At 54.3% G+C, this 20,938-nt stretch carries 18 protein-coding genes; 12 read left to right on the top strand and 6 right to left on the bottom strand.

What is annotated here, in order from left to right; translation table 11 throughout:
• Positions 1-9 precede the first annotated feature (9 nt).
• Positions 10-429 carry a 30S ribosomal protein S16 gene (rpsP, locus tag QBD29_RS13905; protein WP_280098696.1) on the top strand — a complete coding sequence of 140 codons (420 nt, stop codon included), beginning with the start codon at positions 10-12 and terminating at the stop codon, positions 427-429.
• Positions 430-446: 17 nt separating this feature from the next.
• On the top strand, positions 447-1,076 hold the full coding sequence (gene bluB, locus QBD29_RS13900; protein ID WP_280098695.1) for a 5,6-dimethylbenzimidazole synthase: 630 nt from the start codon (positions 447-449) through the stop codon (positions 1,074-1,076).
• Here the strand turns inward: bluB and QBD29_RS13895 are convergent.
• The gene (locus tag QBD29_RS13895; protein WP_280098694.1) at positions 1,073-2,887 is read right to left on the bottom strand and encodes an ABC transporter ATP-binding protein; all 1,815 of its coding nucleotides are present in this window, start codon (positions 2,885-2,887) and stop codon (positions 1,073-1,075) included. The two genes, bluB and QBD29_RS13895, sit on opposite strands and share 4 nt — an antisense overlap.
• Positions 2,884-4,719, bottom strand: a complete 1,836-nt coding sequence (locus tag QBD29_RS13890) for an ABC transporter ATP-binding protein (protein ID WP_280098693.1) — start codon at positions 4,717-4,719, stop codon at positions 2,884-2,886. The genes QBD29_RS13895 and QBD29_RS13890 overlap by 4 nt, the downstream gene beginning before the upstream one ends.
• A gap of 277 nt (positions 4,720-4,996) precedes the next feature.
• Between QBD29_RS13890 and rimM the strand changes: the two genes are divergently transcribed.
• From rimM to QBD29_RS13855, 7 genes are all read left to right on the top strand, one after another.
• Positions 4,997-5,524: a ribosome maturation factor RimM gene (gene rimM / locus QBD29_RS13885; RefSeq protein WP_280100973.1), complete on the top strand. Its 528-nt coding sequence runs from the start codon at positions 4,997-4,999 to the stop codon at positions 5,522-5,524.
• Positions 5,521-6,324 carry a hypothetical protein gene (locus QBD29_RS13880; protein ID WP_280098692.1) on the top strand — a complete coding sequence of 268 codons (804 nt, stop codon included), beginning with the start codon at positions 5,521-5,523 and terminating at the stop codon, positions 6,322-6,324. The genes rimM and QBD29_RS13880 overlap by 4 nt, the downstream gene beginning before the upstream one ends.
• Before the next feature lie 137 nt (positions 6,325-6,461).
• A complete protein-coding gene (trmD, locus tag QBD29_RS13875; protein WP_280098691.1) occupies positions 6,462-7,205 on the top strand; it encodes a tRNA (guanosine(37)-N1)-methyltransferase TrmD in 744 nt (247 codons plus the stop codon).
• A gap of 300 nt (positions 7,206-7,505) precedes the next feature.
• Positions 7,506-7,883 carry a 50S ribosomal protein L19 gene (gene rplS, locus QBD29_RS13870; protein ID WP_280098690.1) on the top strand — a complete coding sequence of 126 codons (378 nt, stop codon included), beginning with the start codon at positions 7,506-7,508 and terminating at the stop codon, positions 7,881-7,883.
• Between the two features lie 662 nt (positions 7,884-8,545).
• The gene (locus tag QBD29_RS13865; RefSeq protein ID WP_280098689.1) at positions 8,546-9,499 is read left to right on the top strand and encodes a hypothetical protein; all 954 of its coding nucleotides are present in this window, start codon (positions 8,546-8,548) and stop codon (positions 9,497-9,499) included.
• 170 nt (positions 9,500-9,669) lie between these two features.
• Complete coding sequence (gene rpmE, locus QBD29_RS13860; RefSeq protein WP_280098688.1) at positions 9,670-9,891, top strand: 50S ribosomal protein L31; 222 nt, start codon at positions 9,670-9,672, stop codon at positions 9,889-9,891.
• 186 nt (positions 9,892-10,077) lie between these two features.
• Positions 10,078-10,881, top strand: coding sequence for a division plane positioning ATPase MipZ (locus QBD29_RS13855; RefSeq protein WP_280098687.1), 804 nt, complete (start codon positions 10,078-10,080; stop codon positions 10,879-10,881).
• On the opposite strand, the gene QBD29_RS13850 is transcribed toward QBD29_RS13855, so the two are convergent.
• The gene (locus QBD29_RS13850) at positions 10,871-11,773 is read right to left on the bottom strand and encodes a DMT family transporter (RefSeq protein WP_280098686.1); all 903 of its coding nucleotides are present in this window, start codon (positions 11,771-11,773) and stop codon (positions 10,871-10,873) included. The genes QBD29_RS13855 and QBD29_RS13850 overlap by 11 nt on opposite strands.
• A gap of 150 nt (positions 11,774-11,923) precedes the next feature.
• On the opposite strand from QBD29_RS13850, the gene QBD29_RS13845 reads away from it, so the two are divergent.
• Positions 11,924-14,272: an AsmA family protein gene (locus QBD29_RS13845; RefSeq protein WP_280098685.1), complete on the top strand. Its 2,349-nt coding sequence runs from the start codon at positions 11,924-11,926 to the stop codon at positions 14,270-14,272.
• Positions 14,273-14,307: 35 nt separating this feature from the next.
• Here QBD29_RS13845 and QBD29_RS13840 read toward each other — a convergent pair whose 3' ends face one another.
• On the bottom strand, positions 14,308-15,102 hold the full coding sequence (locus tag QBD29_RS13840) for a crotonase/enoyl-CoA hydratase family protein (RefSeq protein WP_280098684.1): 795 nt from the start codon (positions 15,100-15,102) through the stop codon (positions 14,308-14,310).
• A gap of 173 nt (positions 15,103-15,275) precedes the next feature.
• On the opposite strand from QBD29_RS13840, the gene QBD29_RS13835 reads away from it, so the two are divergent.
• A complete protein-coding gene (locus QBD29_RS13835) occupies positions 15,276-17,285 on the top strand; it encodes a hydantoinase/oxoprolinase family protein (protein ID WP_280098683.1) in 2,010 nt (669 codons plus the stop codon).
• Here QBD29_RS13835 and QBD29_RS13830 read toward each other — a convergent pair.
• Positions 17,282-19,159: a monovalent cation:proton antiporter-2 (CPA2) family protein gene (locus QBD29_RS13830; RefSeq protein WP_280098682.1), complete on the bottom strand. Its 1,878-nt coding sequence runs from the start codon at positions 19,157-19,159 to the stop codon at positions 17,282-17,284. The genes QBD29_RS13835 and QBD29_RS13830 overlap by 4 nt on opposite strands.
• A gap of 116 nt (positions 19,160-19,275) precedes the next feature.
• On the opposite strand from QBD29_RS13830, the gene QBD29_RS13825 reads away from it, so the two are divergent.
• On the top strand, positions 19,276-20,424 hold the full coding sequence (locus QBD29_RS13825; RefSeq protein ID WP_280098681.1) for an MFS transporter: 1,149 nt from the start codon (positions 19,276-19,278) through the stop codon (positions 20,422-20,424).
• Here QBD29_RS13825 and QBD29_RS13820 read toward each other — a convergent pair.
• Positions 20,421-20,879, bottom strand: coding sequence for an Lrp/AsnC family transcriptional regulator (locus QBD29_RS13820; protein WP_280098680.1), 459 nt, complete (start codon positions 20,877-20,879; stop codon positions 20,421-20,423). The genes QBD29_RS13825 and QBD29_RS13820 overlap by 4 nt on opposite strands.
• Between the last annotated feature and the right edge of the window lie 59 nt (positions 20,880-20,938).

Below are 20,938 nucleotides of genomic sequence, written 5' to 3'. Positions count from 1 at the left end.
GAAAACACCATGGCAATGAAGATCAGACTGGCCCGCGGCGGCTCTAAGAAACGTCCATTTTACCGCGTTGTGGCTGCAGACAGCCGCATGCCACGCGATGGCCGTTACATCGAAAAGCTCGGCACATATAACCCACTGCTCGCCAAAGACGACGAAAACCGTGTTCAGCTGAACATGGAACGCGTTCAGTACTGGCTCGGCGAAGGCGCACAACCAACAGACCGCGTATCTCGTTTCCTCGAGGCCGCTGGCGTTGTTGAGAAAAAAGAACGTGCCAACCTGAAAAAAGGCGAGCCAGGCAAAAAAGCTGTAGAGCGCGCTGAAGAAAAAGCACAAAAAGCAGCAGACGCTGCCGAAGCCGCCAAAGCACCAGCCGAGGAAGCTCCAGCAGAAGACGCACCTGCAGAAGAAGCAGCAGCTGAAGAATAAGAAACGGGATCGGAAAAATGCGCGAATTTTCGTCTGATTTCCGGTCCGAGTTTTTTGACCTCTTGAAGTGGCGCCGCGATGTGCGCCACTTCAAAACCGACCCAATCCCCCAAGACAGTCTTACCGAATGTTTCGAGGCCTTTCGTCTCGCGCCTTCCGTTGGCCTGTCCGAACCGTGGCGCATTGTGCGCCTGTCAACAGATGCGGCCCGCGCCAAAGCCTATGCCAATTTCAAGGCGGAAAACGACAAGGCGCTGACAGGCTACAGCGGCGATCAGGCCAAGAAATACGCCGATCTGAAACTCGCTGGCATGAAAGAGGCCCCCGAACAATTCGCTATTTTCTGCGATGACAGCACCACCAAAGGCTCTGGCCTTGGCGCCTCCACAATGACCGAAGCACGCCGGTATTCCGTGGTGTCTGCTATCATGTCATTCTGGCTGATTGCCCGCGCCCATTCGCTCGGTCTTGGCTGGGTGTCTATCCTCGACCCAGAAAAGCTCTGCGAAGATTTGGATGTGCCACAAGATTGGACCCTCGTGGCATACCTGTGTGTCGGCTACCCCGAAGAAGAAAGCCTCCAGCCAGAGTTGGAGGCCAAAGGTTGGGAAGACCGATCAGAGGTTTTGCATATCATCGACCGTTAGGCTGCAAACCCATCCGTTTGCCGCGCCCAAAACTTCGCGTAAAATCCGTTTTCTGCCAGCAAGGCGTCATGCGTTCCCTCTTCCACGATGCGGCCTTCGTCCAGCACAACAATCCGATCCATTTTCGCAATCGTGCTTAATCGGTGCGCAATGGCTAAAACTGTCTTTCCTTCAATCACCTGATCTAGCGCGGTTTGAATGGCGGCTTCTACTTCACTGTCAAGCGCAGAGGTCGCCTCATCCAAAACCAAAATCGGCGCGTCTTTCAAAATGGCGCGGGCCAGCGCAATCCGTTGGCGCTGCCCGCCCGATAATTTCACACCGCGTTCCCCAAGGTGCGCTTCATACCCTTTGCGCCCCGCGTGGTCTTCCAACTCCAAAATAAACGCATGCGCTTCGGCCCGTTCCGCTGCGGCGATCAACTCTGCCTCGGTCGCATCAGGGCGCCCATACAGAATGTTGTCGCGCGCGGATCGGTTGAACATGGCCGTGTCCTGCGTCACCATCCCAATCTGTCGGCGCAAATCTTCTTCGGACGTTTCGCGCACATCTTGTCCGTCCACACGCACCGCGCCTTGATCCACATCATAAAGCCGCAGCAACAGCGCCACGAGCGTCGATTTCCCGGCACCAGACGCGCCAACAATGCCCAAACGCTCCCCAGGGTTCACCGTCAGGCTGATCCCTTGCACACCGTTATCGTCGCGCCCATACCCGAACGTTACATCATCAAATTCGATTGCACCGCTGCCATCAATTGCGATGGGGGCAGGGACTTCGTCCAGACGATTAGGCGGGGCCAGCGTGCGCATCGCGTCCTCAACCTCGCCAATGTTGGCGTAGATCACCATAATGGTGAACCCGACCCATCCCGTCATCTGTGCAATGCGAATGGATACGGCCCCTGCGGTTACAATTTCCCCAGGTGTGGCCAGACCCTTGGTCCACAAATACAACGTTGCCCCCACCAAAACCACGGGCAAAATCCCCGCTAATGAGATCATGGTGAAACGGAACAGGGTTGCCAAAACCTTAAAGTTAAATTCCTGTTCGCGAAAATGTCCCATCGCATCAATGGCCGCGCCGTCTTCAAATGTACGCCGTGCAAACAGCTTAACCGTCTTGATGTTTGTAATGGTATCAACCACTTGCCCCGTCACGGTCGCCCGCGCCCCCGCGCGCGCCTTGCCGCGCGCGCGGACACGAGGCAGGAACCAGCGAATGGCCAGCAGATACAATACTGTCCAAATCCCCAACCCAATGGCCATCCACAGATTGATGGTTGTTAACAGCAAAACAGACCCGACCAGCGACGCCAGCGCAAAGAACACAACGTTCAGGGTTTCGCCCACCACATCGGAAATGGCCCGCGCCGCCTGCATTTCTTTTTGTGCAATACGACCCGCGAAATCATCGTCAAAAAAGCTGATGTTTTGCCCAAGCACCCAACGGTGTAATCGGCTGTGAACCAACGGGTTCAGGTTTGTCACCACCAAAACGGATGTCGTGGCCGATGACAGGCCAAATGTTATGGGCCGCAGCAAAAGAAAGAACAGCAACGCCCCCGTAAACAGCAGCGTGTTGTCATTCCACAGATTATCCACGCCACTGTTCAGCGCACTGTCGATCACAGACCCCAAGATGATCGCAGTAAATACTTCGATCACGCCAACCAAGGCGGACAGAAACCCAGCGATCAAACACCAATGAATAGTACCGCTGATGCACCAGCGAAAGAACGGCCACAAAGACAAAGGCGGCGGGCCATCTGCCGCTGCAAATGGATCAAGCCGATTTAAAAGCCATTTCATCCTTCGTCCAATCCCAACATTTCACCCGATTGCCGCGCCCAGAACCCAGCATATAGCCCGCCTTTGGCCAAAAGCTCTTGGTGCGTGCCGATTTCGGCAATTTTGCCGTCATCCAGCACAACAATCCGATCCATCCGCGCGATGGTGGACAAACGGTGCGCAATGGCGATCACAGTTTTGCCCTGCATTACACCCGACAACGCATCCTGAATGGCCGCCTCGCTTTCACTGTCGAGCGCGGATGTGGCTTCATCCAACACCAAAATCGGCGCGTCCTTCAGCACAACACGGGCCAGCGCAATGCGCTGCCGTTGCCCGCCAGACAGTTTCACACCGCGTTCACCCACATAGGCGTCCATCCCACGGCGGCCCTTTGGGTCTTCCAGATCAGGGATGAAATCCGCCGCATCAGCCCGCTTTACGGCGGATGCAATCATTCCATCATCCGCATCGGGCCGCCCCAACATAATGTTGTCGCGCACGGATCGGTGCATCAAGCTTGGTTCTTGCGTGACCATACCAATGGCCCCGCGCAAGGTTTCCTGTTGAACACCAGAAATATCCTGCCCATCAATTTCGATGCGGCCTGTTTCTGGGTCCATAAACCGCAACAACAGGTTCACAAGCGTGGTTTTCCCCGCACCAGATCGCCCAACCAGACCAACTTTTTCACCCGCTGCAATCGTCAGATCCAGCCCGTTCAATCCACCCGCGTCTTTGCCGTAATGATGGGCCAATTCCACAAATCGGATTTCCCCGCGATCCACTTCCAACGCAGGGGCATCATCCGCATCCACAACGGTTTGCGGTCGCGCCAAACTGTCCATGCTCTCATGAATTTTCCCTGCATTTTCAAACAACAAGGTACTGACCCACATAATCCAACCCGTCATCGCAGACAGGCGCATCACCAATGCCGCAACAATGCTAATCTCCCCAATCGTGACCAGATCAAGGGTCCAATAATACAGCGACAGCCCAATAACCCCGACGATCAGAATGCCCGTCAAAATGTTCAGATCAAACCGAATACGCGACCACAGCCGTAGAAAAAGACGGAACTTTTCCAAATCCGCTTTTGCCGCCTCAAGGGCAAAATCCTGTTCACGGGCAGCCCCTGAAAACAACTTAACGCTTTCGATGTTGGTATAGGCATCCACCACCCGCGCCGTCACCATGGATCGGGTTTGGGACATGTCCTCTGACGCCGCTGAAATCTTGCGCCCCATGTAAACGATATAAAGGACAAACGCCCCCAGCCACAAAACCATCGGCAAGGCCAGCACACCACTGATCCCCGTCATGATCCACAAGGCAGACAGGAAATAGATCGACACAAACCAAACCGCGTCGAAAAAAGTAAACACATTGTCTTCCACCGCAGGACCAACCTGCATCACACGGTTCGCCAATCGGCCCGCAAAATCATCATGGAAAAACCCACGACTTTGCCCCAGCAAATGCGTATGCGCCCGCCAGCGAACTTGATCACGCAGCGAACCAGACAGGGTTTGATGCTGCAAAATGGCTGTGATCCAATGGGCCAAGGGCCGCGCGAACAGGATAAACAGGGCAACGCCCAACAACTCCCATCCATAGTCATTCCACAAAACGGATTTGTCCGAATTGTTGATGTAATCAATAACCCGCCCAGAATAGCTAATCAGCCATGTTTCCATCAACGCCACCGCAAGCGATGTGAACAGCATCCACGGAATAACACGGCGGAACGGATGCAATTCGCTGCGAATAAAGGCCCAGATATTGGCCGACGGCGTGCCAACGGCCCGTTTGGCATAGGGGTTAACGAGGTTTTCAAAAAAACGGTACATAACGGTATTCCAACGTGTGTGCGAAAAAGGGGGCACCACGGGTTGCAAATTGGCTAGGGCAAAGAAAGGCCAAAACGGCCAAGCAACACGAGGTAAAAGATTGATGGCGGGCAAACAGCCCACATTACGGGGCTATAGGGTCTTCCCAGCCTTCGTAATTTTCCAGCAATCCATGCGTCACCTCATTGTTGATGAAACAGTCGTAACATCCGACAAAAAATCTGTCACGTCTTTCTTTCGGGAAACTTTCGCGGTAGGGACGGTTGCGGATTTGAATATGGAAACCCTTGCTGTGACAGACTCAAAAACCATCTGCGTTGGCGCAATCATGGGGGCCTTTGGGGTCAAAGGCGAAGTGCGCCTGAAATCCTTTTGTGCCGTGCCCGAAGACATCGGCACGTATGGCCCCTTGTCTTCCGAAGATGGCACGCAGACCTTTGATCTCACGGTCACGCGCCCCGTGAAAGGGGGCTTTGCCGCCCGTATCAAAGACGTGCGTTTCAAAGATCAGGCCGACAATCTGCGCGGTGTGCGCCTGTTTGTTGCCCGTGATGTGCTGCCCAACCTGCCTGATGACGAATATTATTATTCCGATCTCATGGGGCTTCTTGTTGTCGACACGGGTGGTGAAACCCTGGGCAAAGTGCGCGCCGTTCACGATCATGGCGCAGGGGACCTGCTGGAAATCAGGCTCAAATCAGGGGGTGATGTTTTGCTGCCCTTCACTGCCGAAGCCGTGCCAACCGTAGACCTTACTGCGGGTCGTTTGGTTATTGATCCCCCCGAAGGTGTCATGCCTGAATGACCCGTGTAATTTTGCACACGGGGTTCCACAAAACAGGAACCACCACGCTGCAACGCTTTATGATGCGAAACCGCGACGCGCTCGCGCCCTTTTGCACATTCTGGAACAGGGCAGAACTTGCCTCATCTCTGAACGCAGCGCGGCGATATGGCTGGGCACCGAACACATGGCGGCTGTTTCAGTTTCGCCGGGCCTTTCGCGCAGACATCAAAACCTTGCCTAAAACCGAAACGCTGGTTCTATCACGCGAAGCCTTCTCTGGCGGTGTGCCTGGGTTTCGTCCCAATCATGGCCCACGCGTGCTTGGCTATACCCAAACCGCCCCGCGTTTGGCCAAAGTGATAATAGAAGAGCTGCAAAACCGCTTGGGCACAGACACAGAAATCAGCTTGTTTTACACACTGCGGGATCGGGAGGCGTGGATTTCGAGCCTTTACAAACGCCACCTTCGAACCAGTCGCATGACCGACAGTTTTGAAACTTTCAACGCGGCGCTGCCACCAGACCTCTGCACTGCCAAAACCGCCGCGTTTCTCAAATCCGCTCTGGCTCCGCATTCCGTCACCACCGCACGGTTAGAAGAGTATCAAAAGGGCCCTAACGCCTGCGCCCCCGCCTTGTTGGACCTGCTGAATGTGCCAAAAGATGTGCGAAATTCTCTCCAATCTGTAAGCCAGCGCAATGTCAGCCAATCTGTCGATCTCAACCCTGCTTTTCTACGCCTGAACGGGTCAAGCCTATCCGATGCCGAAGTGATCGCGCAAAAACACGCTTTGATGAATCCCGATCAGGGCGCATAGACAATCAACCACCAAACAACTAATTCCAACCTATGGCAGATGAAAAGAAACCCCGCTCCCACGGTATGAAAAGCCGCAACCTCACTCGGTCTCACGGGCGCTTGGCGGTGCGGGCAACACGCAAGCCAACGGAACTGATGACCGATACGCCAGAAATCGCTGGCGCATGGCGGGCCAAGATCATCACGCTTTTTCCTGACGCCTTTCCTGGAGTGCTGGGCCAATCCCTAACGGGCCGCGCGCTGCAAGAAGGCAAATGGGCGATTGAGCCCATTGATCTGCGCCAATTTGGCAATGGCAAACACAAAGACGTGGATGACACGCCTGCGGGCGGTGGCGCGGGCATGGTTTTGCGCGCCGATGTGGTGGGGCGTGCATTCGATCTCGCACGTCAAGGCACGCCAATGGATCAACGCAAATGGTCCGTAATCTACGTGTCGCCGCGCGGCAAACCATTTACCCAACAAATGGCACAGGACTTTGCCAAAGCAGAGGGCATGACCCTCTTGTGTGGCCGCTTTGAAGGTGTCGATGAACGCGTGTTGGAAGAATACAACGTGCAAGAAATCTCGCTCGGTGACTTTGTGCTGACAGGTGGGGAAATCGCTGCCCAAGCCCTGATCGACGCAACTGTACGCCTGTTGCCGAATGTACTTGGCAATGCAGACAGCACCGTGGACGAAAGCCATTCAAACGGCTTGCTGGAACATCCCCAATACACCCGCCCCGCAGAGTATAAAGGCCGCACAATTCCAGATGTGCTGACATCAGGTCACCACGGCAACGTGGAAAAATGGCGCAAAGACCAATCCGAACAGATCACCCGCGCCCGTCGCCCCGACATGTGGGATCGGTATTTGAACAAGGACACGGACGCCTAGGTTTCTTTGTTCCAAAAATACTCAAAGCGAAGCCGCCGCACCCTGTGCAAACCTCTTGCAAACCAGACGCCACCCGCCTATACGCCCCAAGTGCTCCGACCCAACTGGATTCGCAGCGCCGCTGTTGTGCTTCGCAACCTCTGGCCGCAGTCCCCAATCGTTGGCAACGACCACACCTAAAACAGTTACCCCACCTCTGGCGGGCGCGCAGGAAAATAAGACGCGGACCCGATCGAAGACACAGAGCTCTAGGAATGGCATCAAACAGCGCATCAAAGCGCAACACGAAGGACTATGACGATGAACATCATCGAACAGCTCGAAGCTGAACAAATCGCCGCTCTCGGCGCAGACATCCCAGATTTCAAAGCGGGCGACACCATCCGCGTAGGCTTTAAAGTAACAGAGGGCACGCGCTCTCGTGTTCAGAACTACGAAGGTGTTTGCATTTCACGTAAAGGCGGCTCTGGTATCGCAGCAGCTTTCACAGTGCGCAAAATCTCTTTCGGTGAAGGCGTGGAACGTGTGTTCCCACTTTACTCCACAAACATCGACAGCATCACAGTTGTACGTCGCGGTCGCGTTCGTCGTGCCAAACTGTACTACCTGCGCTCCCGTCGTGGTAAATCCGCGCGTATCGCAGAAAAGACAAACTATCGTCCTTTGGCAGCCAAGTAAGCCAAGCGACACTAGAATTCGAAAGGGCGGTCCAGCGGGCCGCCTTTCTTCAACAGATGAACCCCGTCACTTTGGCGGGGTTTTTTCTTACCGACCAAAGAACCCTTTGATCGCAAGTCGCACAAAAAGGCTCAATCACTCCTGTGTGAGTGAATAATTGAACCTAGTATGCGTCCGATACCCAGCCCAATCGTGGACACAAGAAACCAACCGCCGAACGCGACTGCGAAAATCAGAAAGAAAGCAAATTCTGCGCCAGCGCTTCCCAACATGCGCAAAACAACGAGCAAAACCAAAACGCTGGAAATGCTCCAGTAAATTTTAATAATCCTTGGGTAATACGGCGTAAAAGTGCCCACTGCCGCGGAAACGAAGAACACAATCCCCGAAATCAACAGATATCTTTCCATAATCCCTTGATAAAGTCAGTGATTTGGCAGTTCAAGCCACGATTTTTGTGCAATGGCATCTTCAAGAACGCCTGAAAAGATGCGTTCAAAACTTACCAATTTCATTGACCTCCAATCCGAATTCGAAGCTTATTCCCACCAATTGTTTCCAATTTGACACAAAATTCTTCGTGAGGCGGGGCATTGGTTCCAAATTCCCGCCACATTCTTTTGCAACTTTGACAAGAATTGAGGTCTTTTAGGGGTACAGGCATGTTGTCCTTTCTGATGCGCACGTTTGCATTGTCGTTTTCTATCTTCTGGCGCGCTTTGCCGTGTTGGGCGCTTCTTTTCGCAATTCTTTATGCTCTGTTCTCTTTCCTATCGGATTCCCCGATTGTCTTTGCCCTGTTGCTGATGCTTGGGTTTGGCACGCTCACGGTCTACATGATCTTTGTCCACATCCGATCAGGCTTGATCGTCGCGGATGAGGTCACGCCGACAGATTTGGGCAAATTGTTCAAACGGTCCTTCAAATTCTTCCGCTTCTACGCGCTCGTGAACTTTTTGTTTGGCTGTATGTCGCTGGTGATGTTTGTCATCGCCGCAAAAATTGGGATTTTTGATTTGTCCGTGGCAGAGGATGCGATCCTCTCTGGCCGTGACGAAGATCTCCTCGCGTTTTATGCGCAATTGATGCACCCCGCTGCCTATGCCTACTTTGGTGTCATGCAGATTTTTGCGCAGCTGTTTTACGGGTCTTTGGCTGTGCCAATGGCTGCCAATGCCCACGCTTGCACCCCCAAGGGCCGCGATGTGGAAATCTTCTGGGGTTTTGGGGCATATACAATTCGCATGTTCCTCTTGAACCTGATTTCGGGGACCATCGTTGTGGCACTGGTTGTCGCCTATGTATTCCTCTTGCTCACCATGCCTGTGTTTGATGGCTTAACGATCCTGCAATTCGAAAACATCGAAGATATCGCCGCCCCAACAACCATTGCATCTTATGCCATGCTGGCCGCACTGGTATTGTTCCCAATTGCTGGGTTTGTGTGGATGGTCAGCCTCTGGTGCGCTGGGGCAACCGTCTGTTTCATGGATCACCGCGACCGTTTGCAAGCGGCCAAAGATTTTGAAATGTCCCGCGTCTTTGAAAAGCCAATGTCGGTTGATGAACTGCGTGCCTTGCGCATGTCGCGGATGACGGGTGTGCCCGCCGAATAAGGCGCAAAACACCCAAGAAAAATGACTCTCAAACGGAGCAAGATAACACCTTGCTCCGTTTGTTTTTCTGGTCTATACGGCGCATCTGTAATTCCGCAGGGCGACCGCGTTACCGGGTCAGAATCAGCTGATGCCGCACACGGATTAGCCCGCATCTTGGAGCTTGGAACATGAAAAAAGATCTGCACCCCGACTATCACATGATCGAGGTTAAATTGACCGACGGTACAACCTACAAAACCCGTTCTACATACGGCGAAGAAGGTTCCGCCCTGACACTCGACATCGACCCATCCGCTCACCCAGCGTGGACAGGTGGTAACACAAAACTGATGGACGCCGGTGGCCGCGTTTCAAAGTTCAAAAAGAAATACGAAGGCTTGGGCTTCTAATCACCCGCTTTCAGATTTTCAGAACGCCGTTCCAAATTGGGGCGGCGTTTTTGATTCAGCACTGGAATTTTTCGTAAAATTCCAACCGTTTCCATATTGGAAACAATATTGTATTCGGTTTTGGCTTGTCGCATAGTGCCCGCAAGCCCGACGTAAACAAACCAAGAAATGGGGCAAGGGACAACGATGGCGTATATTATCGTCTTTGGGAATGAAAAGGGCGGGTCTGGCAAATCCACCACGGCCATGCACGTTTTGACCGCACTATTACGCAGCGGATTTAAGGTTGGCGCGGTCGATCTCGATCTGCGTCAGCGCACCTTGGGCCGCTACATCGAAAACCGCCGCGAATACGTTCGCAAAACTGATGTCACGCTGCCCCAACCGCAATTGGCCGAAATGCCCACTGCCGCAGACGCAGACGCGGACGACGAAGTAAAACTCGTCGCGTTTCAAAAAGCGATTCTATCTCTTGATGAAGCAAACGATTTTATCGTCGTGGATTGCGCAGGGTCTCATTCGGCATTGGCAGAGCTGGCCCACGCCATGGCCGACACCCTTGTCACTCCCATGAACGACAGCTTTGTGGACTTTGATCTGCTGGCACGTATTGATCCTGAAACCACCGCCGTCACAGGGCCAAGCGTGTATTCCGAAATGGTGTGGGAAGCCCGCAAAGCCCGCGCCGAAACGGGCGCACGCCCCATTGATTGGATCGTTACCCGCAACCGTGTTGGCGCGCAAAACATGCACAACAAACGCAAAGTGGGCGCGGCGCTCAAGGATTTGTCCCGCCGCATCGGGTTCCGTTTGGCCCCTGGCTTTTCGGATCGTGTGGTGTTTCGCGAATTGTTTCCCCACGGCCTCACGCTTTTGGATATCAAAGACGTGGGCGGCGGTTCGTTGAACATTTCCAATGTGGCCGCCCGCCAAGAAGTGCGCGATCTGGTGGCAGAGCTGAAATTGCCAGGCGTTGAGGTTACCTTTTAACCCACCGCAATGCGCGTCCATCAATGGCGATCAACCCCGCGACGATGATGAACAATCCAAGCACCTGTCGTGCGTTCAGGCTTTCGCCTAAGACCAGAATGCCAAGGGCGATTGCGAACACAGGAACCAACAACGTGACCAGCGCCACATTTGTGGCCCCTGCGGTTGATAAGATACGGAAATACAAAAAATAGGCAAAAGCCGTTGAAACCGTCACCAGCCCGATCATCGACCAAATGGTCGCCGGTGATGGCATCGCCAAGGTCCAGGGCTGTTCCAGCACCAAAATCACGGGCAACAACAGGATCGCCGAAGCACTGACCTGACCCGTTGCCGTAACCATCGGCTTCACCCCCAAACGCGCGAACCGTTTTCCAAAAATGCTCGCAAACGCATAAGACACCGCCGCCCCCAGCACTGCCAGATGGGCAAGCAAACTGCCTCCCACAGGTGTCCCGATCAGAACAAACACCCCAACAAAACCCAACACCACGCCAAGCAAACGCGGGGCTGTGATCCGTTCGTCTGCGGTCAAGAAATGCGCGGCAATCACCGTGAAAACAGGTGTCATCGCGTTCAAAATGGATGCAACCCCGCTTGCAAGCTCCGTTTGCGCCCAAAAGATCAAACTGAACGGAATCGCGTTGTTGACCAACCCCATAAAGAAAAACGCGGCCCAAACCTCGCGCTCCCACCGCATGGATTGGCCCATAATACGCAGTGCCAAAAACAAAATAACCGCGGCCCCCGTAACCCGTACCCAAACAACCGTGACAGGGGGAATTTCCACCACTGCAACGGCGGCGAAAAAGAACGAACCGCCCCACACAAACGCTAAGGTAAGCAGAAGCGCCCATTCAAAAAGGGACATCGCATGTGATTTCTGTGTCATGGGGCCTTTCTGCGGGATCGCCACATCAAATACGACCCGATTCTTGTGATTTTGCGATCCAAGATAAGATTATTGTGACACGTTCCAGACCAAAGGTTGCGATTTTCGCCAAATGCCCCAAATAATAGGTCAAAAGAAAGAGCGGTATTTATGCGTTGGATTGTAAGAATTTGTGTGGCCCTTGTGGCGTTGGTTGTTGTGGCTGTGGGCCTTTTGTTCATGCTGCCCACGGACAGAATTGGCCAACTGGCATCGGATCAATTGAAAAAACAAACAGGGCGTACACTGACGTTGGCAGGTGACTTTTCGCCAACTTTGTACCCAACACTCGGTGTGAAAACAGGCCGTATGACCATTTCGAATGCGGATTGGGCCAGCGAACCCGTTATGATCGCCGCCGATGGTGCGGCGGTCGGCGTGAATCTGATGGCCTTGCTGGGCGGTGAGGTTGAAATTGAAAAGCTGGAATTGATCTCCCCCGTTGTTTACCTGGAAAAGGCCAAAGACGGCCGCGTAAACTGGGATTTATCGAACGGCACGGCAAGCGACGCTTCAGCCACCCCATCCTCTGGGTCAAACGGTTCTTCGGGCTCTGCGACACCCACTCTTGAATTGGGCCAAATCTCGGACGGGCAGGTGGTTTATACAGATCGCGCCGCAGGCTCCACTGTGAATGTAACAGGGATCAGTGGCACGATTTCACTGCCCAAAGCTTCCTCAAACGCCATGGTTGATCTTACGGCCACCATCGACGGGCGCACGGCCTCTGTCCAAGGAACGATTTCCGATCTTTCTGCATTTGCGGCGCAAAAATCCACCACCATTAACGGTTCTGTTTCCATGGGGGATGCAACCATTGGCTTGAACGGAATTGCACAAATGACAGACGCACTGCCGATGGTGGATGCTGCCTTCACTGCTGATATTCCTGATCTGATTGCGGTTGCCAAAAGTGCGGGCATTCAATTGCCCGCCCAAGCGAACAATCTGAAAAACCTTGTCGGCGCGGGCCAAGTGCGCATGAATGATGCGGGTCTTTCGCTGAACGCCAACACAGCGGCGCAATACGGCGGCAAAAACACAGATGTCAAAATTGCGGTCCTCAGTGATGGCAACTGGCTCGATACGATGGAATTTGAAGGCGACCTATCGCTGAAAATCGCGGGCATTGGCTCTGCCTCTTACAATGGCCGTTTTGGCCAAGGTGCTGAAAACTTTGCCGATGGGGATTTTGCGGCGAATTTTTCTGATCTGCGTGGGGCCATGCAAATGCTTGATGTGGATGCAGGCATGCCCAAAGGCACATTCCAATCCGCCAGCATGTCGGGCACGTTTGCCCTGACACCTGCGGGAAAATATCGTCTGCGCAAGGCAAAGCTCCGTTTGGATGAAAACACCCTGACAGGGGCCATCAGCATAACACCCAAAGACCCGCGCCCACTGTTATTAGCACAGTTGAACGGCGGCAAATTGGATTTCAGCGCCTACACGGCGGATAAGTCAAGCGGGGCACGGGCTGGCTCTGGCTCGGGGTCATCTGCGGGGGCATCCTCTTCGGGCTGGTCCAAAGACCCGATCACGCTCAAGGGTCTGGATGCAATTGACGCCAATGTTGATTTGCGCGCCGCAGGCATAAATCTGGGCGTCAGCCAACTGGGCAAAACTGATGTTAAGGCAAAGCTTACCAACGGATTGCTGACTTTGACACTGCGGGACGTGCGTGCGTTCCAAGGGGCGATGGTGGGCGAAATCAATGTGCGCGGTGGCAATACCGTTGCCTTTGATACAGACATCCGCGCCAATGGCGTGCAACTGGAACCTCTGTTGGGTCAACTGCTTGGCATGGATCGCCTCGGCGGCTCTGGCAACACCACGCTTGCGCTGCGCGGGCGCGGGCAAAGCCTCGATCAAATTATGACCTCTTTGTCAGGCAACGGCTCGGTCAAATTCACCAACGGTGTCATCAAAGGCATTGATCTGGCGGGCATGATGCGCAACCTCAAATCCGCCTTTGGCGGGTTCAAAGGGGCCACAGAATTTTCCACATTGGATGGCACATTTTCAATGGACAACGGCGTTTTGAAAAACGTGGACCTGTCCTTGATCAGCCCCTTGTTTAAGGCAGGCGGCAAAGGATCAGTGGACATCGGCGGGCAGGCGATGAACTATGTGGTTACACCGACATCCCTGTCAGAAGATGCAGAATTTTCCGTTCCCGTGACCATCACGGGCCCTTGGCAAAACCTGAAATTCCGCCCTGATTTGGATAAACTGCTAAACCTTTTGCTGCAAAAAGAGCTGAAGGAAAGCGAAGAAGCCAAAAAGCTGAAAAAGAAGCTCGACGAGGCGAAGGCCAAACTCAAAAATCCCGAGGAAGAGGTGAAGAAAAAGCTGAAAAAAGAACTCAGCAGCGAAACCGACACCCGGTCCTTTGAAGATCAAGCCAAGGACAAGCTGAAAGAAGAAGTCGGCAACGCGCTGAAAAAGCTGTTCGATTAGGGCCTGTTAACAGGCCCTAAATCCGTCGCACCCGTTTATTTGTAAACGGGTGCGCGTTTTTGCATCTGTGCCATCACGGTTTCCATCTGGTGTGGATGCCCGATGATCTTGGATTGCAACTCGCCTTCCAACACCAACTGATCGCGCCCTTCGCCCCACAGTGTGTCCACCAGTGTTTTGCTGGCTTGGATGCTGTCAGGGGACCGCGCCGCCAAATCAGCTGCCATTCTTCTGGCCTCGGCCACAGGATCATCCGCAAGATATGTCGTCAGGCCAAGATCATGGGCTTCTTGCGCCTCTAAAATCCGTCCCGTCATAATCAACTCTTTCGCCTGATCCGCCCGCATCAATTGGGGCAGGCTTTGGCTGATCCCCATGTCAGGGATAATGCCCCACTTGGCCTCCATAATCGCCATACGCGCATCGTGCGCCATAAACCGAAAATCCGCCGCCAGCGCCAATTGAATACCCGCCCCAAAGGCCACGCCTTCAATCGCGGCAATCACGGGAACCTTCAAGTCCTGCCATACAACCGTTGGGCGCTGGAATTTATTGCCCCGATCCCCTGCGCTGCGCGTCGCCAGTTCCGCGCGCATCCCATCAATGTCGGAGGCAAACTGCATCAACGCGCTGGTGTCGATGCCTGCACAAAAACATCCCCCATTGCCATACATCACAACCGCGCGAATATCGTCATTGTCCTGCAACGCCTCACCCGCCGCTGCCAGCTCTTCGAAAAACACCGCATCAAGCGCATTCTTCTTTTCAGGGCGGTTCAAACGCACCTCTGCCACATGGTCTTTGATTTCGATTTCTAAACGATCATACATGTCATCAGCCTTTGCAAAGTTTGCGTCAGTTTGCGCCAAAATTGCCCATCGCTAAACCCCAATCACAGGTGACGTCGCGTTTGGGGTAAAAAATGTGAATGGGTGTCGCTTTTTCTCCTGACGATTGGTCATGCACCCGCTACACACCAAACGGGTTTAAAGGGACAGGCAAAATGGCATATCTTTTGGGCGTGGACACGGGCGGCACATACACGGATGCGGCATTGATCCAAGACGATACGGTTGTGGCCAGCGCCAAATCTCTGACAACACGCCACGATCTGGCCGAAGGTGTTGGCGCGGCCGTTCAGGCGGTGCTTGATCAATCAGGCGTCGCCCCCAGCGACATCGCTTTATCCTCCCTTTCCACCACTCTGGCCACCAACGCACTGGTCGAAGGGCAGGGCGCACGGGTCTGTTTGGTGTTCATCGGCTTTAACGCCAAAGACATCGCACGCCAGGGCCTCGACGAAGCATTGGGCGGCGACCCTGTAATCTCGGTTGCAGGTGGCCACACCCATTCAGGGGGCGAAGCCGCGCCGCTGGACCTCGATGCGTTGCGCAGTGAACTGGCCAATTTGCAGGGCGATGTGTCTGGTTTTGCCGTTGCAGGCCAATTCGCCACGCGAAACCCAGAACACGAAATGTCCGCCCGCGATATCATCCGCGAAGTGACAGGCGCACCCGTGACCTGTTCACACGAACTCAGCGCAAAACTCGGCGGCCCAAAACGCGCTATGACCGCCGTTTTGAACGCGCGTCTGATTGGGATGATTGACCATTTGATCGGCGCAACCGAAGCCTATTTGCAAAACGCAGGCATCACCGCCCCCATGATGGTTGTGCGCGGCGATGGTGCGCTCATCAGCGCAGAAATGGCCCGCGAACGCCCCATCGAAACAATCCTCTCTGGCCCTGCGGCTTCCATTGTCGGGGCACGCTGGCTGACAAATGAAACCAACGCGCTCGTGTCAGATATCGGTGGCACAACCACAGACGTGGCCGTGTTGCGTGATGGCCGTCCAATGATTGATCCTCAAGGCGCGCGCGTTGGCGGCTTTCGCACCATGGTCGAAGCCGTGGCCATGCGCACATCAGGTCTGGGCGGCGACAGCGAAGTCCACGCCGCGCGGGATGGACTGCGTGGCGGCCTAACACTTGGTCCACGCCGTGTTTTGCCCGTGTCTTTGGCGGCACAACAATTTCCTGATGTGGTTTTACCTGCCTTGGAAAGACAGGTCAGTTCGGAACGGCTGGGCGAATATGATGGGCGATTTGTTGTGCCGATCCGTCACTCTGGCCATGCCCCAACGGGGCTGTCAGACCGTGAACAACGTGTGCTTGATCGCGTTGGCGATCAGGCATGGGAAATGGGCAAACTGCTGACCAACCGCATGGAAAGTGCTGCGCTGAAAACACTGGTGGCCCGTGGTTTGGTGATGGTGTCCTCCGTCACGCCGTCAGACGCGGCCCATGTAACGGGCATCTTGAACAGCTGGAACGCAGATGCGGCCCGCGCGGCGCTTGATCTGTTTTCACGCCAACGCAACGGCGCAGGTCAACGTATTGCAGCCAATGCAGATGACATGGCGGTGGCGGTGATTGATCAGGTCACAACGCAAACCGCTGAAACCTTGCTCGATGCGGCCTTTGCCGAAGATGGCAGCGATTTTGGCGTTCCATCTGCTGATCTCGCACGTCATGTTCTCTCGCGCATGGGCATGGCCCATCACCGTGGATTGGTGGCCTTGGATGTGGGGTTGAACCTGCCTGTGATTGGCCTTGGCGCATCCGCACCCAGCTATTACGGCGCGGTTGGTGAACGCTTGTCTACGCCGATGATCCTGCCTGAATATGCGGGTGTGGCCAACGCTATCGGGGCAGTGGTCGGGCAAATCTCAATGCGCCGCTCTGGCCAAATCACCAGCGCTGGCGAAGGGCGATATCGCGTGCATTTCGCCGATGGACCCAAAGAGTATGCCGATCAAGATTTGGCCTTAGCCGACCTTGAAAAACATCTGTCCGATCAAGCCCACAGCGACGCAGTGTCCTCAGGGGCCCAAGGCATTCGTATCCGTGTTGAAAAAGACATGCGCACAGCAAACATCGAAGGCAAGCACGTATTCGTAGAAGCTGACATCACGGTCATTGCATCCGGACGCCCGCGCATCGCGGATGATTAACCCTCTTTTTCGTCCTCATCGGCACTCGGGTTTTCCGCCTCTAGCACTTGCGTCAGGTTTGACAAAAAGCTGGTGTACAGGTCTTCGTTAACCGCCTTGGCTTTTTCTACATAGGCCTTGTTTTGCAGATTTGGCACATTGGGGTCCCACTGCTCCGCCAATTCCGCCAGCGCATGGCGATCCGCTTCAAAGAAATGCTCTCGGGCACGATCTGCGTCAAATTCGGTCCAACCCATACCTTGCAGCATGTATTTCCCTGCACGCAGCGAACTGTCGAAACTTTCGCGCACAATCTCGTTGGCCCCCGCATGGAACAGCTCATACACATGGTTGCGGTCATAGGCGCGGGCGATGATAAAAATGTCGGGTCTCTTGGACCGTGCATAGCTCACCAACTTATTGGCCGCACCGCGATCATCTACCGCAACAACCAGAATTTTCGCATGCTCCAACCCTGCGGCGTGCATCAACTCGGGCCGTGTGGGGTCTCCGAAATACCCTTTGACGCCAAATTTGCGCATGGCGTCGATTTGATCAATCTTATGGTCGATCACCACGGTTTTGATCCCAACCGCCAAGGCAAGTCGGTTCACAATCTGGCCAAACCGCCCAATGCCAACAATGATCACCGTGCCCTGTTCGTCAATTTCATCCTCGGCATGATCTGGGTCTGCTTCGTCCATGTTCTTGGTCAAACGTTCATACACAATGAACAACAACGGCGTTAACAGCATCGAAAGCGCAACGATCAGCGACAGTTGTTGGGACAGCGTGTAAGGAATGACATTGGTTTGCACCGTGGTCGACAACATAACAAAGCCAAATTCACCTGCCTGCGCTAGGGACAGCACAAACAACCACTGGTCGCGTCCTTTCAATTTGAACAACAGGCCAAGCCCGGCCAAAACTGCGCCTTTGATCGCCATAACCGTAAGGGTCATCCCGATAACGCCGACAAGGTTTTCGGCCAAAATGGCAAAGTTGATGCCAGCCCCAACTGTGATGAAAAACAACCCCAACAGCAGCCCTTTAAAGGGTTGAATATCGCTTTCCAGTTCATGGCGGAATTCAGAGTTCGCCAAAACCACACCCGCCAAAAATGCGCCAAGGGCAGGGGACAGTCCAACCACGGTCATCAACAACGCAATACCCACAACCAGCAACAGGGCAATGGCCGTAAACATTTCAGGCAGCCGTGACCGCGCGATGAACGCAAAAATTGGTCGGGTGCAATAAACCCCGATGAGTATTACCGCAGCCACCGCCCCAAGGGTTACAAGGGTCACACCCCAGCCAGGCAACCCTTCCACCAATGACATGGAATGATGACCACCTTTATGGCTGGCAAAGTTCTTGAAATCCCCCAGCGCCAGCAAAGGCACCAGCGCCAGCATAGGGATCACCGCAATGTCTTGGGTCAACAGCACCGAAAACGCGGACCGTCCCCCCTGACTTTGCATCAGGTTCTTTTCATTCAGGGTTTGCACAACAATCGCGGTGGATGACAGCGCAAAGGTCAAACCAATGGCCAGTGCGACATACCAAATCTGTCCAAAAATCAGAAACGCCGCCGTGATCGCCAGCGTTGTCAGCGAAACCTGCAACCCTCCAAGCCCGACCAACCGATGCCGCATATCCCACAACGCACGCGGCTCCAGCTCCAAACCCACGATAAACAGCATCATCACCACGCCAAATTCCGCGAAATGCTGCAAGTCCTTGGTTTCGTTGCCCACAAGCCCCGTAACAGGCCCAATCACCACGCCCGCAATCAAATACCCCAGCACCGAACCGAGCCCAATTCGTTTGGCAATCGGAACCGCAATCACCGCAGCGGCAAGATAAATCGTGGCTTGAAGGAAAAAACTGTCCATGGGGGCCTTTCGCGTAACCTATGCGATCAATTTGCGCCAAAGCCCACGTGAACAAAAGACCCAATTCACAAAAATGCCGACTTGCCCTTCTTGTTCGCGCCCGTCACAAGTTTCATATGCTGCGGTCTTCTCCCTTTGTCGTGATTTTGCTTTGGTGCGCGGGCCTTGGGGCAGCGGCGCAGTTTTCCAAAGTTTCGCTCGTTTATGCCGACCTCGAAGCCTTTTACACAAACGGAGCCGCCTCCCCGTGGTTTGGTTTTATCCTGTCGATTATCAGTTTTCTGGGCATCGTGTTTGGCCTGACCGCTGGCCTGATCGTGGCCCGCGTCGGGTTTCGCAAAATGCTGCTGGCGGGTTTGCTGCTGGGCGCCGGTATCACCCTGATCGAAGCAACCTTGCCAACCTTGCCCATTATGCTTGGCCTGCGCCTGATCGAAGGGGCCTCGCATTTGGTCATCACAGTTGCCGCACCAACGCTGATTGCACAGATCACAAAAGTGCGGTTCATTCCATTGGCCATGACCCTGTGGTCCACGTTCTTTGGGGTGTCCTATGCGCTCACAGCGTGGCTTGGCGCTCCGTTAATTGCGGCTTACGGCGTGCCCAGTATCTTTTACGCCCACGCCATATGGATGCTGGCCATCGCGGGCATCCTGTTTGTGACCCTGCCCAAAGTATCTGGTGAAACGCCCGCACCCATCACAAATTTATTGCGCCAACATGTGGCGGTTTACACAAACCCCGCCACTTCTGCGCCCGCGCTTGCATGGTTGTGCTACACGCTGACGTTTGTGTCCCTGCTCACGATTTTGCCGCCGTTCATCCCTGAACCCTCCCGCGCAATAACCGTTGGATTAATGCCCTTGGCGGGGATCGCCACATCCATGACCCTCGGCGTTTTGCTGCTGCGCTGGTGTTCCGCTGTCACTGTGGTCGTTGCAGGGTTCGCCGCAGCATCCTGCGACATCGCACTGTTGCTTGTGTCCCCAGGACACCCCGCGCTGTGCATTGGGTTGTTTGCTTGCCTGGGGTTGGTGCAGGGCGCAAATTTCGCGGCCATTCCTGCGCTCAACCAATCGGCCACGGACCGAGCCCACGCCAATGGGGCCGTTGCACAGATGGGCAATTTGGGGAACACCTTTGGCACACCCATTGTTCTCAGCATGATTGCCGTAATGGGTTTTTCAGGCGTTGTTGTCTTTGCCCTTACGGCCTACGGACTGGGCATTGCGGCACATGTGATTTTGGCGCGGCAACGGCGTTAATCAATGGGCAGACCTGTATCCTTTTTCAACTGCTTCATCACAATCTTGGTCTGCACACGGGCCACCGCTTCGTGGGGCAAAAACACCTCATGCACCAGCGTATTCAGCGCCGCCAACGATTTGCAATAGACCCGCAGCATGTAATCCGCATCCCCTGTCAGCGTCCACAGGCTAACCACCTCGAGCGTGCGATCCACCAGCTGTTCAAACTGCTTTGCATTGTCGGTCGTGTGTCCCACCATGGCCACCTGCACAAAGGCCTGTACATCCAATCCCAAATGCTTGGGCGAAACATGGGCGTGATACCCCAAAATGTACCCCGCTTCCTCCAGCCTTTGTCGCCGCCGTCCAATCTGGCTGGCTGACAAGTGCAACGTTTCAGACAGCTCTTGCGCCGTTGCAGTTGCATTGTCCTGCAACGCGGAAAGCAGTTTTAAATCTGTGGAATCAAGCATGATATTTCCCTTGGTTGCAAATTTATCGCGTGATTAAGCTATATTTTGCGACTTTATCG

The organism is Amylibacter sp. IMCC11727, from assembly GCF_029854195.1.
Lineage (GTDB): Bacteria > Pseudomonadota > Alphaproteobacteria > Rhodobacterales > Rhodobacteraceae > Amylibacter.
The sequence above is the reverse complement of the archived record's forward strand: the minus strand, read 5'-3'. Positions and strand labels throughout refer to the sequence as shown.